At 68.3% G+C, this 16,919-nt stretch carries 15 protein-coding genes; 3 read left to right on the top strand and 12 right to left on the bottom strand.

What is annotated here, in order from left to right; translation table 11 throughout:
* Window positions 1–90 precede the first annotated feature (90 nt).
* Window positions 91–1,230: an extracellular solute-binding protein gene (locus tag AC1DSZ_RS05320; RefSeq protein WP_476837334.1), complete on the top strand. Its 1,140-nt coding sequence runs from the start codon at window positions 91–93 to the stop codon at window positions 1,228–1,230.
* A 268-nt stretch (window positions 1,231–1,498) separates the two neighbouring features.
* Here the strand turns inward: AC1DSZ_RS05320 and AC1DSZ_RS05315 are convergent, their stop codons facing one another.
* From AC1DSZ_RS05315 to AC1DSZ_RS05305, 3 genes are all read right to left on the bottom strand, one after another.
* Entirely contained in the window at window positions 1,499–1,807 is a 309-nt protein-coding gene (locus AC1DSZ_RS05315; RefSeq protein ID WP_476837333.1) for a CsbD family protein, read from the bottom strand.
* 77 nt (window positions 1,808–1,884) lie between these two features.
* Window positions 1,885–3,564, bottom strand: a complete 1,680-nt coding sequence (locus tag AC1DSZ_RS05310) for a methyl-accepting chemotaxis protein (protein WP_476837332.1) — start codon at window positions 3,562–3,564, stop codon at window positions 1,885–1,887.
* 113 nt (window positions 3,565–3,677) lie between these two features.
* Window positions 3,678–4,226, bottom strand: a complete 549-nt coding sequence (locus tag AC1DSZ_RS05305) for a CAP domain-containing protein (RefSeq protein ID WP_476837331.1) — start codon at window positions 4,224–4,226, stop codon at window positions 3,678–3,680.
* A gap of 282 nt (window positions 4,227–4,508) precedes the next feature.
* On the opposite strand from AC1DSZ_RS05305, the gene AC1DSZ_RS05300 reads away from it, so the two are divergent.
* Together AC1DSZ_RS05300 and AC1DSZ_RS05295 are read left to right on the top strand one after the other, a co-directional pair.
* Window positions 4,509–6,257 carry an ethylbenzene dehydrogenase-related protein gene (locus AC1DSZ_RS05300; RefSeq protein WP_476837330.1) on the top strand — a complete coding sequence of 583 codons (1,749 nt, stop codon included), beginning with the start codon at window positions 4,509–4,511 and terminating at the stop codon, window positions 6,255–6,257.
* 68 nt (window positions 6,258–6,325) lie between these two features.
* Window positions 6,326–7,330, top strand: a complete 1,005-nt coding sequence (locus tag AC1DSZ_RS05295; protein ID WP_476837329.1) for a 2Fe-2S iron-sulfur cluster binding domain-containing protein — start codon at window positions 6,326–6,328, stop codon at window positions 7,328–7,330.
* A gap of 53 nt (window positions 7,331–7,383) precedes the next feature.
* On the opposite strand, the gene AC1DSZ_RS05290 is transcribed toward AC1DSZ_RS05295, so the two are convergent.
* From AC1DSZ_RS05290 to AC1DSZ_RS05250, 9 genes are all read right to left on the bottom strand, one after another.
* The gene (locus AC1DSZ_RS05290; RefSeq protein ID WP_476837328.1) at window positions 7,384–9,426 is read right to left on the bottom strand and encodes a methyl-accepting chemotaxis protein; all 2,043 of its coding nucleotides are present in this window, start codon (window positions 9,424–9,426) and stop codon (window positions 7,384–7,386) included.
* A gap of 9 nt (window positions 9,427–9,435) precedes the next feature.
* A complete protein-coding gene (locus tag AC1DSZ_RS05285) occupies window positions 9,436–10,188 on the bottom strand; it encodes a PstS family phosphate ABC transporter substrate-binding protein (protein ID WP_476837422.1) in 753 nt (250 codons plus the stop codon).
* 149 nt (window positions 10,189–10,337) lie between these two features.
* Complete coding sequence (locus AC1DSZ_RS05280; protein ID WP_476837327.1) at window positions 10,338–10,511, bottom strand: hypothetical protein; 174 nt, start codon at window positions 10,509–10,511, stop codon at window positions 10,338–10,340.
* A gap of 90 nt (window positions 10,512–10,601) precedes the next feature.
* Window positions 10,602–11,282, bottom strand: coding sequence for a protein-methionine-sulfoxide reductase heme-binding subunit MsrQ (locus tag AC1DSZ_RS05275; protein WP_476837326.1), 681 nt, complete (start codon window positions 11,280–11,282; stop codon window positions 10,602–10,604).
* A 43-nt stretch (window positions 11,283–11,325) separates the two neighbouring features.
* Window positions 11,326–12,261, bottom strand: coding sequence for a protein-methionine-sulfoxide reductase catalytic subunit MsrP (gene msrP / locus AC1DSZ_RS05270; RefSeq protein WP_476837325.1), 936 nt, complete (start codon window positions 12,259–12,261; stop codon window positions 11,326–11,328).
* A gap of 133 nt (window positions 12,262–12,394) precedes the next feature.
* The gene (locus AC1DSZ_RS05265) at window positions 12,395–13,321 is read right to left on the bottom strand and encodes a sugar kinase (protein WP_476837324.1); all 927 of its coding nucleotides are present in this window, start codon (window positions 13,319–13,321) and stop codon (window positions 12,395–12,397) included.
* 71 nt (window positions 13,322–13,392) lie between these two features.
* Entirely contained in the window at window positions 13,393–14,079 is a 687-nt protein-coding gene (locus AC1DSZ_RS05260) for a haloacid dehalogenase type II (protein WP_476837323.1), read from the bottom strand.
* Between the two features lie 89 nt (window positions 14,080–14,168).
* Window positions 14,169–16,319 carry a methyl-accepting chemotaxis protein gene (locus tag AC1DSZ_RS05255; RefSeq protein WP_476837322.1) on the bottom strand — a complete coding sequence of 717 codons (2,151 nt, stop codon included), beginning with the start codon at window positions 16,317–16,319 and terminating at the stop codon, window positions 14,169–14,171.
* An 80-nt stretch (window positions 16,320–16,399) separates the two neighbouring features.
* Window positions 16,400–16,864 carry a cache domain-containing protein gene (locus AC1DSZ_RS05250; protein WP_476837321.1) on the bottom strand — a complete coding sequence of 155 codons (465 nt, stop codon included), beginning with the start codon at window positions 16,862–16,864 and terminating at the stop codon, window positions 16,400–16,402.
* Window positions 16,865–16,919 lie beyond the last annotated feature (55 nt).

Below are 16,919 nucleotides of genomic sequence, written 5' to 3'. Positions count from 1 at the left end.
GACGTGTGAACAGGTTCACAGACAGGCGGCCGCAACCTGCGCGAAGGTCGCGCCCGTTCTGCACCCGCGGTTCTCGTTTCGGAGCGACCGATGACCGACGCCGCACCCCTGCTGACGCGACGGGCCGCCCTGCGGCTCGCCGTCATGGGCGTCGCGGCCCCGGCCATCCTGCGGGCGAGCGACGCACTTTCGACCTCGGGGCGCGTGCAGGTCTACGCCTGGTCGGATTTCTTCGACAAGAACACGATCCTGGCTGATTTCGAGGCGCGCACCGGCGTCCTCGTCGAACTCTCGACCTTCGGCTCCAACGAGGAACTCGAGGCCCGGCTCACCGCCACCAAGGGCCGCGGCTACGACCTCGTGTTCCCGTCCGTGGACACGGCTCCCAACTACTATGCGCTGAACCTGCTTCAGCCTATCGACGAGCGCCGCTTCACGGGCGACCGCGTGATCCCGTCCATCTACCGCACCTCCGTGAGCCTCGGGGCGACGCACCGGGGCCGGCGCTACCTGATCCCGTTCGATTGGGGCACCGAGGGCATCACATATGACTCGCGGCGATTTCCGGTGCGTTCCGGGGAATTGTCATACGGCATGGTGTGGGATACGGCGCTCGGGAAACGGGCGCTGATCCGGCCCAAGTCGGCGCTCACCGGCGTAGCGCTCCATCTGGACGCCTCAGGGCTCGAGCGGTCGAACCGCGGCATGGACATGTATCGCAGCGAGGACGACTGCCGCCGCGTCATGGAGGCCTGCCTACGCTTCATGGCCGAGCGGCGCGGCGCCATCGCGGCGCGCTGGAACGACGCCGCCGAGGCCACGCGCGGTTTTACCCAGGCGGGCTGCGTGATCGGGCAGACCTGGGACAGCACGGGCGTGCTCCTGAACCGGACGGTGGGGCCGCATTGGCGCTACGGCATGCCCAAGGAGGGCGGGCTCGGCTGGACGGACACCATCGCGATCCCGTCCGGGGCCGCCAATCTCGACCAGGCCTACGCGCTGATCGACCACCTGATGCGCCCCGAAACCGGCGCGAAATTCGCCGAGGCGACGGGCTACAACAGCTGCGCGGCGGGCGCAGAAGCCTTTCTGTCGCCGCTCGCCAAGGCGTCATTCGAAATGATTTATCCGAGTTCGGCCACCATAGAGGACATCTGGTGGTGGCCGATGCAGACCGGCTTCTTCAAGTCGCTGCGCGCCGAGTACGCCGAAAAGGTCGCCGCGCTCTGAAGCGCCGCAATTCGAAGACCTTCTGATCCTGAGAGCCTGGCCGGATAATCGGGTGATCACCCTGAGTGCCCTCATCCTGAGGAGCAGGCCATCTTCGGCCTGCGTCTCGAAGGACGGGGGATTCCAGCTTGCACGACTGTCGGAGCCCTTTGGACCCCTCGTCGTTCGAGACGCATCGCCAAGAGGCGATGCTCCTCAGGATGAGGGGCATCGTTGAACCGCCGAGCCCCGTCAGCGCCGCAGCGGCCGAAGCCGCCCGGCAGATGGATCAGCGACGGCCGTGCAGGATCGTCGCGAGCGCGAAGCCCGCGAAAGCCGCCACCGCGAGCGCCCCGATGGGGTTCGCCTGGACCTGCCGGTGCAGCAGGGCGGCGCCTTCGCCCAGCGATTCAGGAGCCCGGTCCGCCATGTCGCGCACCGTGTCCTTGGCCCGGCCATAGGCGTTCTGGGCCGCCCCGGTCGCCTGGTCGGCGAGCCCGCGGGCCTGCGTCCCCGCATCTCCCGTCAGCCGGCCGGCGGCGTCTTCCACCTTGCCGGCGATGTTGGTGACCGTTCCCGCCACGCGATCCGTGTCCATGCGTTCCTCGCTATACGTCAAGCCCCCGCTGGGCTGGCAACGCGAGGTTGTCGGGTCGGTTCCACCGGGTGGGCCGGTCAGGCGGCTTCCAGCGTCTGGAAGAAGCGCTCGACCTCTTCGCGCATCGCGACCGCCTGCGAGTCGATCTCGCGCACCGCGGCCAGAAACGCGCCCGCGCTGGACGCGCTTTCAAACGACGAGCCGTCGACGTCTTCGGCGAGCCGCACCATCGCCTCCGCGCCATCCGCCGTGGAGCGGATCGAAGCCGCGATGCTCGCGGTGGCGCTGCGCTGCTGGTCCGCCGTCACCGCGATGGCGGTGGAAATCTGGTCGACCTGCGCGATCTTGCTCTGGATCGCATTCAGCGCGAGGGCCGACCCCGCGCCGGCGCGCTGGATGGCGTCGATCTGCTCGGCGATCTCGGCCGTGGCGCGCGCCGTCTGGGCTGCGAGCGACTTCACTTCCGCGGCCACCACCGCGAAGCCGCGCCCCGCTTCGCCGGCACGCGCCGCCTCGATCGTGGCGTTCAGCGCAAGCAGGTTCGTCTGGCCCGCGATCTCGCCGATCACCTGGACGACGCCGCCCACCCGGCTCGAAATGCTCGCGAGCTCGTCCACGGCCGCTCCGGTCTGGCGCGCCGTCTCGACGGTCTGGCGCACCACCGCGGCCGACTCGACGATCCGGCGCTCGATGTCCTCCACCGAGCGCGACAACTGCTCGGCTGCAGCGGCGGCCAGTGAAACCTCCTCGGCCGTGCGCCGGGAGGAGGCCGCCATGCTTTCGCTGCCCTGCCGGGAGCGCGTGGAGGCGGCCGTCATCGTGCCGGCGGACGCCGCCAGATTGGCCACCATGTCGCCGATTTCGTTGATCCAGGCACGCAGGCGCTGGTCGAAAGCCGCAACCCGGTCGCGAACGGCGGCCTGTCGCCGCAAAACCGCTTCGCGGTCGTCGCGGTTCTTCAGTTCGGCGACGAGGTCGTTGTTGCGCTTCACGGCGTCCCGCAGCACCTCGAGTGCGCGCGCCATCTCGCCGATCTCGTCCGCCCGGTCCAGCGGCGGCAGGGTCACGGAGGTGTCGCCCTGGGCGAGGCGCTTCATGATCTGGGTGAGATTCGTGATCGGATCGGCGATGACCTGAACGCTCAGGAAAAACGACAGGCCTCCGGCCGTCAGCACGCACGTGATCGCGATCAGGGTCACGAGGGCCTGCATGGAGCGGATTTCGTCGGCCGCCGCCTTGCCGGAGGACCACATGTGCTCCTCCGAATTCGCCTTCAGGGCCGTGAGGGCCTCGCTCAGTTGTTCGCGGACATTTCGGTTCTGGCCCGTATTGCCGGTTTGCCTCACGCCGTCGAGATTTCCGGCTTCGGCCATCTCGAGCAGCTTCTTACGGAACGCCACGAATTCGGCGATGCCCTTGCGGATTCCGCCTTCCGCCAGGGCGACCCGGTTGTCCGTCCAGGCCAGATCCATGCCTTCGATCTCGGTCAGGGCCGCGCTTAGGCCGTGGATGAAGCGTTGAGCCTCGCCGGGGCTCTGCGCGAGATACAGCCCACGCGATTCCATCACGGCCCGGTGCACCAGATTGTCCAGCCGTTCGGCCGAAAGACTCTCGCGCACCACGACGCGCAGGGAGGGAAACAACGCGCTGACCTGCCGGGTGGACAATACCGCATGCATCGCGATCGTGAGCGCGACGGCGCCAAGGAGCGACATCGCGAACAGGATCTTCAACTTGATCGAGAGCCTGAAAAGCATGGGACGTGAAGCCGCCGCAACGGAGGAGAGCTTCACAACTTTAAGTTGTGGTTCTTAACGATACGGTAGCGACGACGCTTATTTGGGCGCCGGGTGCTGTTTCGTCCCGATGGTCAGGGGCGGCCGCTGCCCCACCAGAAGCCCGGCATCACGGCCGCGCCGGGCGGCGGCCGGTCCGCCCGCGGTTCGGGCCCGGCGAGCACGAGCGCCCAGTACTGGACCGGGCCGCGCGGACCGGGGCCGGGCGCATGCGCGAAACCGATGCGGGTCGCGCCGGACATCAGCAGGTTCTTGCGATGGCCCGGGGACGTCTTCCACCCCTCGAGCGCCTCGGCGGCCGACGTCTGGCCCATCGCGACATTCTCGGAGGCCACATAGGCCTGCACGCCGGCGGCCTTGAGGCGGCTCGGGAAGCTTCCGGCGATCTCGTGCGACATCTGCCCGGCCCGCGCCATCCCGAGCGCCTGGGTAGCCGCCGCTCGCACGAGCGTGGGATCCGCCGTCACTGGGCCGAGGCCTTCGGCCTTCCGGAACGCCGAAATCCAGGCCGCCATGGCGGCCGATTCAGACGGCGCGGCGCTCTTTCGGGCCGGAGCCGCGGAGGCGCCGTTCGGCGAAACCGCAAATGCGGCCAGCACGACGAGAATGGCGAGAGAGCGCAAGCGCAGGGCCTTTCAACAGAGAACGCTCGCTCAGGTTGCAAGCGATCGTGTCAAAAGAACGGCGCGCTCGTATAGCGAGCAACAAGATTAAATGCAAGGTCTAGATGTATTATGATTCGACTGTATTGATAATATTGCATCAAGGATAATAGCCTACTGTGAATTCAATGTCAGAAAACGACGATGCCAAGTCGGCGCAGTGCTTGGCGCGATCAGTGTACAAGCTCTGGCCACATTGGCCTGGGTCGGTTGCAGACACGAATTGATTGACGGAGAAATTGCATGAACGAGTTCGTGACCCCGGCCGCGACCTCTGAGGGCGCACGGCCCGTCAACGCTGGCGCGGCCGGGCAGCGCGCCCCCTCCAAGCCACGCTCCGACGTCGGGACCATCGTGCTGCACTGGGCCACCGCGATCGCCGTGGTGGTGAGCCTCGCCACCGGCCTGCGCATCGGCGGCGACTCGCCCGATTCCATCGTCGGCAAGGCGCTCTGGTCCATCCTCCCCCAGGGCGAAATCTGGACCTGGCACTTCATCGCCGGGTTGGGGCTGTTTTTCTGCGCGACCGCGTACGCGGTCTACATGAAGCGCGCGGGCCTGCTCGCCCCCATCGCGCCCGCGCGCGCACGCGTGCTCACCCTCCCGGCCGCCCCGCGCCTGCGCTGGAACGCCCTCAACGTCATTTTGCACTGGGTGATCTATGCCGTGCTGGCGGCGCTCGCCGCGACCGGCGTGGCGCTTTATGTCGGGTTTGGCGGCTGGATCATTCCGGTGCACGGCCTGCTGGCCACCGGAACGCTGATCTATATCGGCGTCCACGTGTTCACGCATTTCATGTATGGCGGCCTCGACCAGCTGGTGCGGCTGTTCAAGCCGACCGCGCTGGCGAAAACCAAGGCGCTACGCCCGCGGCCCTTCTTGATCGCGGCGGCGGTCGGCGTCCCGGTCGCGGCCGGGGCGGTGGCGATCGATCTCACGACCCGCGACACGCTCGCGGTCGCGCATGTGACCAGCGCCCCCACGCTCGACGGCAAGCTCGACGAGGCAGTCTGGTCCGCGGCCCGGCCGGTGCGCGTGCGCACCGAGCAGGGCTCGACCATCGGTCGCCCGGGACAATCAACCGTCGAGATCCGCGCGGTCGAGGACGGGCGGAAGATCTACTTCGCGTTTCGCTGGGAGGATCCCACCCGCTCGCTGATGCGCCTGCCGCTGATCAAGCGTGAGGACGGCTGGCGCATGCTCGGCCACGACGCCGACATCGCCGACGTCACCGATTTCTATGAAGACAAGTTCGCGGTGATGTTCACGCATTCGGACGCGTTCGGGAACGGCGGCTCGACCCATATGGGTCCCAACCCGCTCCCGGGCGCGCCCAAGCCCGTCCATGGTCGTGGCTATCACTACACGACGGATGGCGAATACGCCGATGTGTGGCAATGGAAAGCCTCGCGCGGCGGCATGCTGGGCCGTGTCGACGACATGTATTTTGGCCCGCCAAACGAAGCCAACGAGGCCATGAAGGCCGGCAAGGCGCGCTATCAGGCCGGATACGACAACGACCCCGGCAAGGGCTTCTACGTCTACAACTACAAGCCCGAAGCGCCGGGTGGCTTCCGCGGACCGGTTGGCCTTCTGAAGCTGCCGAAGGATCCGGCCGCCACCACGCGGGCGATGGGGGCGCTGCATCTCGACGTCAACAAGAGCAACGACGAGGGCTCGCGCTGGTGGATGACCGAGGACGAGGTCGTTCCCTACAGCAAGGAGCTGGACGACAAGATCCCGGTCGGGACCGTGATGCCGGGCGTCCTGATCCAGGGCGCTTATGCGGGCGATCGCGCCGACATTCTCGGGTCCGCGAGCTGGAAGGACGGCTTCTGGACGCTGGAGACCAGCCGGGCGCTCCAGACCGGCAGCAAGTTCGACATCGCTTTCAAGAAGGACAAGCCGATCTACGTTTATGTCTCGGCTTTCGACCACAACCAGACACGCCACACCCGGCACATGCGGCCGGTGGTGCTGTCCATGCCGTGAGGCTCAGGCCGGCCAGCCGCCGGCCTCCACCCGCCATCTGGCGCGCTTCGCTCGGGAATACGTCTCGCATGTCGTCGACAGCTCAAATCAGCATCAACGGACGAACCGTGGCGGCGCATATCGGCGCCACCCTGCTGGACGCCGCCTTGGCGGCTCGCATCCCGATGCCGCATGATTGCTGCACAGGCCAGTGCGAAACCTGCCGGGTGACGGCGCCGTCCGGCGTCGACGACAACGGCACGCGTGTGCGCGACACCGTGCTGGGCTGCCAGGCCACCATTACGGGTCCGGCCGCGATCACCTTCGAGGAGGTCCCGGCGGTTGCGACGCGCGCCGGCGTGATCTACGCGATCAGGCCGCTGTCGCCCTCCATCGTCGAGGTGGTGATCGAGACCGACGCCCCCCTCCGCTACCTGCCCGGCCAATACGTGAAGCTCGGCTTCAAGGGCCTCCCGGAGCGGGACTACAGCCCCACGCTCGGGCTCGGCGGTGAGGCCCATGAGAACCGGCTCTACTTCCACATCCGCCGCTATCCCGGCGGGCGGCTGTCGGGCGCGCTCGGCTCAACCCTCCGGGAGGGCGCGCGCCTGAAGGTGCGCGGCCCGTTTGGCCACGCGTGGCTGCGCCAGGGCTCCGGGCCGCTGGTGCTGGTCGCGAGCGGCACCGGCTTCGCGCCGATCTGGTCGATCGCGGTGGCGGCCCGCCTGGGCCAGCCCGACCGGCCCCTGACGATGATCGCCGGCGCGCGTGACCCCCTGGATCTCTACATGCGCCACGCCTTCGCGTGGCTGGCTGCGCGGGGCGTCCGCGACCTGACGCTCACCTGCAGCGGCGCGCCCGCCTTTGCGGACATCCAGGCCGGACGTCCCACCGACGCTCTGCCGCCGCTCGATCCAAGCGCTACCGTCCATGTGGCCGGCGCTCCCGCGATGGCGGAGGCTGTCGCGGCGCTGGCCGAACAAGCCGGGGCTGCCTGCTTCGCCGACCCGTTCACCATCAAGCCCTCGGCGCCGACATGGCGCGAGCGGATCTTGGATGGGGTCCGGCTGGTCCGAAGCCGCCGCAGCGCCTGACGCCCAACGGTCCGCGAGCCTGCCTTGCGGGCGAAGCGTACCTTGTTCGTGAATCAGGACGCCGCCACGTCCGCCAGGAAGGACCGCACGGCCTGGTCCAGCTGGCGGGCCTCGTCGGTCATGCGCGCCGCCATGCCGACCACGTCCACGGTCGCAGCCCGTGCGTCCTCGACCGTGGCGCTCAGCTTTTCGACGCTTGCGCAGAGCGCCTCCGCGCCTTCAAAGGCCGAGGATACGCTCCCGGCGATCTGCTCGGTGGCCTCGGACTGGTCGCGAACAACATGCCGGATGGTGGTGGTCTGCGTCAGCACGTCCGAGAACGACTGCGCGATCCTGTCGATGGACCGCACGGCGTCGTTCGTGGCGTCCTGGATGGCCGCGACCTTCCCGGCGATAACATCCGTCGCCTTGCCGGTTTCGCCCGCCAGCGCCTTGACCTCGTTGGCCACCACCGCGAAGCCCCGGCCGGCCTCGCCCGCGCGCGCCGCCTCGATGGTGGCGTTGAGGGCGAGCAGGTTGGTTTGCGACGCGATCCCCTCGATCAGGCGCACCACGGCCCCGATCTGTTCGGCCGCCTCAAGCAGGCTGCCGACCTTGCGGGTGGCGTCCAGCGCGATGTCGTTGCCGTGCACCACCACGTCGGCGGCCGCGCTGACGCGTCCGGACACGCTCCGGATCGCTTCGGTCAGCTGGCCGGTCGCGGCGTCCACGACCATCACCGAGGAGGTCGTCTGCTTGGAGGCGCGAGCCGTTACCCCGGCCTCGTCGCGGGCGTTGCGCGAGATGCCGTCGAGGCTCTGCGCCGAGTTGTTCATGGACTGGACGCAGCCCTGGATGCCGTTCATCACCGAGCGCATGGAGGCGTCGAAACGCTGGATCGCGGCTTCCAGCGAGGCGCTGCGCTTGCGCACCCGCTCGGCGCCCGCGACGTCGGACCGCAACCGGTCGCGCTCCTCGAGCGAGCGTTGCACAAGCTGCACCGCCCGCGCGATGGAGCCGATTTCGTCCGTGCGCTCGGCTCCGCTCACGGCGGCCCGCCAGTCGCCTTGCGCGACCGCCGCGACCGCATCCGTGATTTGCCGCAAAGCCTTGGCCATGCGCCCCGCCATCAGCATCATCAGGCAGCCCACCAGCACGATCGCAAACAGGCCTGCGCCCGCCAGCCAGGTGTTCAGCCGCCGCGCGTGGGCTTCGCCGATCCTCACGGTTTCGTCGCGCAACGTGTAGATGTCGCCCCGCGGCGCTAAGGCGCAAACCCGGACGGTGTCGACCAGCGCCGCGCAGCTGCCGACATAGAGGCCGTTTTCGGTTTCGAGCAGGCGCGCGCCGTCCATCCGGCGAAGCCGAAGCCCCTCGGGAGGAACGCCCGCCACCGAGATGATCTGCTCCTCGACCTCGACGAACACGCCGGACCCGGTGAGCTGCGAGAATTCGTCCAGCACGGTCTCGGGCGAGCGAAGCGGCCGGAAGCCGATCAGCGTCGACATGACGTCGCCGAAGTCGTCGAAGACGGGCTCGATGAAGACCATGGCCAGCACGGACGCCTGTCCCATGCCGAGCTGGTGCGCGGTGGCGGCGTCGAGCAGCCGCATCTGGTTCAGCGAACGCGGCGCGGATTTCTGGTTGTCGGCCATCAGAGCGGCGACGCTCTCGAGCAGGGAGGTGCGGCGCAGCTCCTGGTCGATCCGAAGCAGGTCGGCCTGCTTCGACGACGAGCCGACCACGTGGATCTTGTCGTCCACGACCGCGATCAGCCCCAGATTGGCGGCGCGTCCGGCCGCGTCCAGTGTCTCGCTCATGATCGCGACGTTCCGGGACTGCACGGCCCGCATCACGTCGGTGCGCTGGGCCACCATGCCGAGCCGGCGGGCGACGTCCTTCTGAAGGGTGTCGAGACGCGCCTTCGCCAGGTGAGCCTGGCTGCGCATGCCGTCCGACAGCTTCTCCACCGAAAGGCGAGCCAGTTCGGTGGATTGCTCAGCCAGGCTCCGATCGACGCGCACCACGGTGCCGGCCACGAGCGCCGCCAGCGCGAGGCCGGTCACCCCGACGGTGACGGCCAGTATCCTTGCGCTGATGGATCGGAGAAGGGGCAAAGGCGGCCGTCAGGGCGTCGGCGCCACGCCACCGAGGCTCCCGACGATTCGTCGGGCCTTCTCGCCGGTGGAGTACCGAATGAATGCGGACGCTTCGGCCGAGACGGTCTGGGGCTTGTAGATCAGGCCGATCGTCACCGCGCTCGGATAGGCCGTTTCCGTGGGCGCCCGATCGTCGATCTTGAGGACGTTGACCGCATCGCGCAGCAGCGCCGAGTAAGGACCGAAGCCGATCGCGCCTTCCACGGACCGGACGGTCTCGACGGCCTCCTGGGTGGTCAGCGCAGTTTTGGACTTCGACGTGATGACGAGCTCTTTCCACCCCGGCATGGAGTTGCGCAACACGCCCAGCGTGCTGTCCCCGTCCTCGCGGCGCACCAACTTGATGCGCATGTCCGGGCCGCCGACGTCCTGCCAGTTGGAAATCGCGCCCGCATAGATGCCGGCGAGCTGGGCGCTGGTCAGCCCTGCCACCCGCACGCCGGGATGAGTGAAAAATGCCGAAGGCACTTTCACGACGGGGCTCAACGTCAGGCCCTGCGCGCGCTCGGAATCTGAGAGCGGCCGCGCGACGCGGCCGATGGTCTCGCGATCGGACGCGACCGCCACCACGGCGCCGCCGGACCCGATGCTCGGCGGCAGCGTCACCGTCACGGTGGGCATTTCGCCCGCGAACGCGGTTCCGATCGCGCGAAGCATCTCGACGCCGTCGCCGGTGCCGGGAATTGTGATTTCGCCAGACCACGCATGAGCAGGCGTCATCGCGGAAAAAAGCGAGCCGATCAAAGCGACGCGCCTATAAGTTGCAAAACCCATCTGGACACGATCCTTAAAGCAACGTGTCCAGAGCGTAACCAGATAAGCTTAACCGAATATCACACGGTTAAGCCTGGTTGCAAAAGTCAGCGGCTCTACTCTGCACCGTAAAGCAGAGGTTCGTTCGGGCGCAGCATGTCGTAAGCCGCCATCGCCCCGAGGCCGAGGCCCGCGCCGGTGATGAAGCCCGCCACGAGCACCGCCACGATCCGGGCGATCATGCGGATGCTGTCGCGGGGAGCGGCAGGGCGATGCAATGCGGCGTTCATCAGGTCCTCCCGAAGCCGTCGGCTTCATGGAGACGAGAATGCGATGAACCGGGGCGAGGCGCCGTGCCGAAGCGCACAGCCGCGCGCCGCTCAGGCGGCGGCGCGCCGTGCGTTCGGGCGCTTGCGGACCTTCATGTAGACCCGCCAGCCCAGCAAAATCGCGAGCATCGCCGCGAAGATGATCGGCCAGGTCAGGTCCCGCTTCACGAGCCACCAGTAGTGCAGCACCCCAAGCGTCGCGACCACGTAGATGAGCTGGTGCAGCCGCGCCCAGCGCGGCCCGCCGAGGCGCAGCACCCACCCGCGCGTCGACGTGATCGCGAGCGGGGTCATCAGCAGCAGCGCGGCGAACCCCACGGTCACGAAGGGGCGCTTCCAGATGTCTTTCACGATCGCCTCGGCGTCGAACACCATGTCGAAGCCGAGATAGGCCATCAGGTGGATGAACCCGTAGAAAAAGGCGAAGAGCCCCAGCATGCGCCGGAACTTGATCAGCCAGTTCCAGCCGGTGAGCCGGCGCAGCGGCGTCACCGACAACGTGATCAGCAGGAAGTAGAGGCACCAGTCGCCGGTGGTGTGCTCGATGGTTTCGGCAGGGTTGGCGCCCAGCAGATCGGGATTCAAGAATACCCCATAGACCAGCCGGGCGACCGGGATGAGCCCGGCCAAAAGCACGACCGGCTTCGACCAGCGGACCCAATCGGGACCACGCGCGGGCTTCGGCGGGCTGCGCCGCGCAACCGGCTTTTCGGCAAGGGCTGCGTTCGCCATCAGGCCGTCGCCGGCTGCAGCCGCCACATGCGCCGCGTCACCATCAGAAGTTCGACTTCAGGTCCATGCCCGCATAGAGCGACGCGACCTGATCCCCATAGCCGTTGAAGATCTCCGTCTGGCGGCTCGCGAACAGGGCCGGCAGGGCCCGCTCACGCTTCTGCGTCCAGCGCGGATGATCGACGTTCGGGTTCACGTTGGAATAGAAGCCGTATTCGTTGGCGGCGGCCTTGTTCCAGGCCGTGCCCGGCTGCTTCTCCACGAACTCGATCTTGACGATCGATTTCACGCTCTTGAAGCCGTACTTCCACGGAACGATGATCCGCACCGGCGCGCCGTTCTGGTTCGGCAGGATCTCGCCGTACACGCCCAGGGTCAGCAGCGTCAGCGGATGCATGGCCTCGTCGATGCGCAGGCCCTCCACATAGGGCCAGTCCAGCACCGGCACGCGCAGTCCCGGCATGGTCTCGGGCTGCATCGCGGTGGTGAACTTCACGTATTTGGCCTTGCTGGTCGGCCCCACCATCTTGGCGAGCTGGTTGAACTCCAGGCCCACCCACGGCACCACCATCGACCACGCCTCGACGCAGCGGAAGCGGTAGACGCGCTCCTGCAACTGCATCTTGAGCAGCGCCTCGATGTCGATGGTCTGGGGCTTCTCGACCTCGCCGCCGACCTCGATGGTCCAGGGGCGGGTCTTCATCTGGTCGGCGGACGCCGCCGGATCGTATTTGCCGGTCCCGAACTCGTAGTAATTGTTGTAGCCGGTCACGAGCTTCTTGGGCGTGGGCTCGGCGTCGACGCTGAAGGCGGCGTTGCGAGGGGCGGCGAGCGCGGCCGGCGCCGCGAAGGCGCTGCCGCCGCTGGCCCCGATCGCCCCGAGAGCGGCGGCGCCCTGCATGAAGCGCCGGCGGTCCAGGAAGACGGACTGGGGCGTGATCTCGGAAGGAGCGATCGGCGGCGGGCGGAACATCGGCATCGTGTCTCCAGGCGTCGGCGCGGCGGGGGGCCGTGATCGCCACATCGGGCGACGACCGGATCAGTCAAGCGCGCTGCGGCGATCACGGCAACTCACGATCCCGCGTCCGGGTCGCGCCCGGCCGGAGCAGCCGTCAAGCTCTCGCCATGAAGGCTTCGACGTCGACCCGGCGGGGCAGGGGCGCGACCGCCCCGTAGCCGGTGGTCGATAGGGCCGCGGCCGCGTTGGCGTAGTTGGCGGCCGAGAAGGGGTCGCCGCCGCGCAGCCACTCGGCCAGAAACGCGCCGTCGAACGCGTCGCCGGCTCCGGTGGCGTCCACGGCCTCGACCTTGTGACATGGGATCACGCGGGTCTCGCCGGGCGTCGCCACCATCGCGCCTTCGACCCCCATCGTGAGCGCCACGATGCGGCAGCCCAGCGACAGGTAGAAGGCGCAAATGTCCTCCGGCGCGTCGAGGCCGGTGAGCTTGCGCGCATCGTCCAGGCCCGGCCGGGCGATGTCGCTCATCGCCACCGCGGCGTGGATCACCGCGCGCGCCCGGTCGAGCGGCCACAGGCGCAGGCGCAGATTGGTGTCGTAGCAGACGGTGGTCCCGGCCTCGCGCGCACAGCGCAGGGCGTGGAACACAGCGTCGCAGGCGCTGTCCGAGATCGCCTGGCTGATCGCCGAGACATGCAGCACGCGGGCGCTGGCGATCTGCGCCTCCGGGATCGCGGTCGCGTCCACGAGGCTGGCGGCCGAGCCGGCGCGGAAATAGCTAAAATGGTGGCCCGCATCGTCGTGGCTGATGAAGTAGATCCCGGTCGCCGCGCCCTGGCGGGTCAGAACCGTGGAGCGGTCCACGCCTTCGCGGTCCCACAACGCCAGGATCTGCCGGCCGAACGGGTCGTCGCCGAGCGCCGTGAAATAGGCCGCCCTTGCGCCGCTGCGCGCCGCCGCGATCGCCGCGTTGGAGGTGTCGCCGCCATAGCCCGGCAGATAGAGGCTCTCGCCCTGGCGCTCGACCTGGCTGAACTCCATCATGGGTTCGCCCATCGCGAGAACATCCAGGGTCTTCATTTGCGCGCTCTTCAATCGTTTGAATCGAGCTGCATCATGCGCCCTCGCGCGCAGCCGCGCAATCCGCCCCGCTAGGTCGCGGGCGCTTCGAGGAGGTCCGGCAGCTCCGCCAGAGAGGCGATCACCCGGTCGGGCGCGCCCGGCAGCCGCTCGGGCCGCTGGCCGTAGCGGTTGCACCAGACCACCCGCATCCCGAACGCCGAAGCCCCATACGCGTCCCAGCCGTTGGACGACTGGAACGCGATGGCGTCCGGGCTGACGCCGAGCCGATCCACCGCGAGCTGGTAGACGCTCGGGTGAGGCTTGTAGACGCCCACCTCCGCGACCGAGAGCACGTGGTCGAGCCAGGGCCCGACGCCCGCGCCGTCCACGGCCGAGCGCAGCATGTCGGGCGAGCCGTTGGACAGGATCGCGGTCGCGAAGCCGCGCTCCTTCAGGGTGCGCAGCATGGCGGGGACTTCCGGGAAGGGGCGCAGCGTCGCGTAAAGGCCCATGAGCCTGTCGCGCAGGCCGGGCTGGTCGAGCCCGAGCGCATCAAGGCTGTAATCCAGGGCATCGCCCGTCACTTGCCAGAAGTCCGCGTAGCGCCCCTGCAGGCTGCGCAGCCAGGCATATTGCAGCTGCTTGTCGCGCCACAGCGCAGTGAGCAGCCCGGCGCGGTCGCCCAGAACATCCGCGCAGCCGGCGGCCGCTGAGGCAAAGTCGAACAGCGTCCCATAGGCGTCGAAGACGCAGGCCTTGATCCCGATCAGCTTCATCACGGCGCGCTCCCCTCCCGGTGCGCCGCCATCATAACGCGATCAATCGGCCGCCGTCAGCGCCAGCGCGGCAGGCGGCCGACAGAACGCTAGAACTCGTCCCAGCCGGCGCCCGGCTGCGTTCCGCCGCCTGCGCGCCTCGCCCTGGCGGGCGCTGGCGCAGCGGGAGCGGGCGCGTTTCCGGCGGCCGTGACGACCGGGCGAGCCGGCTTGGTCAGCTTCGAGAACGCATCCTGGGCGAGCTTGCGAAGCCGCGCCGGCTCGGTGGCGGGCGCCGGCGCAGGCGCGGCCCTGCCGGCGACCGGCGCGGACGCGGAATAAGCCGCCGCCATCCCGCCCCTGCGGGTGCGGAACGTCGCCACGAGCTGGTTCAGCTGGGCGATCTGGCCGGCGAGCGACTGCGCCGAAGCGGCGCTTTCCTCCGCCAGGGCTGCGTTCTGCTGCGTCATGTCGTCCATGTGGGCGACGGCCTGGCTCATCTCGTCGATGCCGTTGGCCTGCTCGGCCGCCGCGGACGAGATCTCCGACACGGTCGCGGCGACCCGCTGCGATGCGTCCACGATCTTGCCCAACGCCTCGCCGGCAGAGCGCACCAGGCGGACGCCGTCTGCGACTTCGGCGTCGGACGAGTTGATCAGCGTGGTGATGTCCTTGGCGGCCTCGCTGGAACGCTGCGCCAGCGTGCGAACCTCGGACGCCACCACGGCGAAGCCCTTGCCGGCGTCGCCCGCGCGAGCGGCTTCCACGGCGGCGTTCAGGGCCAGGAGGTTGGTCTGGAACGCGATGTCGTCGATCACGGTCGTGATGTCCGAGATGCGGCGGCTCGCCTCCTCGATGCGGCTCATGGCGTCCACCGCCCGCGTCACGATGGCGCCGCCGTCCTGCGCGACCAGCGCGGCTTCCTCGGACAGCCGCACGGCCTGCGCGGAAGATTGCGCCGACGCCTTCACGGAAGCGGCGAGTTCCTCCGTGGTGGCGGCGGTCTGTTCCAGCGACGACGCCTGGTCTTCGGTGCGCTTGGAGAGGTCGTCCGCCCCGGACGTGATCTCTCGCGCGGCGCCCGCCACGTCGACGGAGGTAGACTGGATGGTCTCGACCGTCTCGGACAGGCGCGCCACGGTTTCGTTCAGCGACGCCGCGAGCTCGCCGAAGCGTCCCTTGTAGCTTGTCTCCACCATGTGGGTCAGGTCGCCCTGCGCGAGCGCCTCCAGCACACCGCCGATATCGCGGGTGGCGCGGTCCACCACCGTATTGATGGCGTTGATGCCGTCCACGAGCTTGCTGATGTCGGGGTCGACATTGGCGGCCTGCGCCCGGGCCGAGAAGTCGCCCGCCACGGCTGCGTCCACCACGGTCGCGACCTCGCGCACGATCTCGGCGATCGCGGCCGAGCGCTGCTGCACGGCGATGTCGGCCTGGGCCTTGTCCGCCTCCAGGTGCGATCGGCGCTCCAGCGCCTGCGCGAGAACCTGGTAGGACGCCGCCATGGAGCCGATCTCGTCCTTGCGATCGTCCTTCTCCAGCTGCGCGTGGCGCCCGGCTGCGAGATCCTCGAGAGCCCGCGACATGGCGCTGACGGGGCGGCTGATCGCGCGGGCGATCATCGGGGCGCTCACCAGTCCGACCAGCGCGCTCAGCGCCAGGACGATCATCACGAGCATCATCTCGCGATCCACGATGGCGTTGATGCCGGCGGTTCCGGCCGTCTGGCGCGCCTGCGCGTCGGCCGCGAGCTTGGCGGTGATGTCCTCGAGCGTCCGGAACGTCCGGTCGGCGTTCATCATGAACATCAGCGAGGAACCGGCGTCGCTGTCGGCCATGTCGGCGACATTCTTGCCTTGGCGCGAATAGGTCTTCATCGCGGCGTCGAGCTTGGCCAGGGCCTCGTTCTCCGATGCCTCCTTGGCGAAGGTCGCCTGCGTGGCCGCGACCTTTTCGCCGAGCGCCTTGAGGTCCGCGAGGGTCGCGGCGGCGCTGGCCTGGATCTTGGCCTGGTCGCTCTCATTGGCGGCCGTCGCCGTCAGGCGGTAGAGCCTGCCATGGGTCGCCCATGCGGCGGTCTGGAGTTCACCGGCGATGCGGGCCTGTGCGATGGGGCCATTCGCGAGGTCCTGGAAGGAATCGCGTGTCTTGTCCAAAGCATAAAGCGAGAACGCGCCCAGGCAGGCGAGGGACAGAACGAGGCCGACCGGAGCGGTCAGCACTTTCCAACGCAAGCTGAGGTCTTTGAACCGGATCATGACGACGCTTCCTGGCGTTGAACGCTGGCAAAGGGGGGGACCCGAACGGCCGCGCCGTCCGGGTTTCGTCAGTTCAAGCGTCAGAGCTTGTAGACGCCGCCGCAAACCGCGGTTTCGTCGAGCTTCTCGCAGTACATCTGCTTGGGCTCGACTTTCTTGGTCACCGGGTTCACGAATTTGTATTCCTGCCAGAACGTGCCCTTCGCCTTGGCGAGGTCGACGCGCTCCTTGACGAAGAACTTGCCGTCCACGTCCTGGGAATCGAGCAGGTCCTTGCCGACGAGCTTGTCGTTGGCGCCGTGCGCCAGGACCTTGCCGTCGAGGCCGTAGACAACGACGTAGAGGTCGCGGTCGATGAAGTCCGGGGTCTTTTTGGTGAAAGTCTCGTAGGCCTTGGGGGCGCCATTGGCCTTGATGAAGGCGACCGCCTTCTTGACCATCGCCTGCGCCTCATCCTTGGTCGCCCACTCGCCCGCGCTCGCGCCCGAGAGGGTGAAAAGGCCCGCCAGGGCGGCGCCCACGCATCCGTGAAGCAGCTTCGTCATGTTTCCTCCGCGCATCCGTCATGAAGCGGATAGCCGCAGAGTGGACCCCAACTTT

The organism is Alsobacter sp. P4_H11 (genome assembly GCF_056400925.1).
This window is presented reverse-complemented; position numbering and strand designations above follow the sequence as displayed.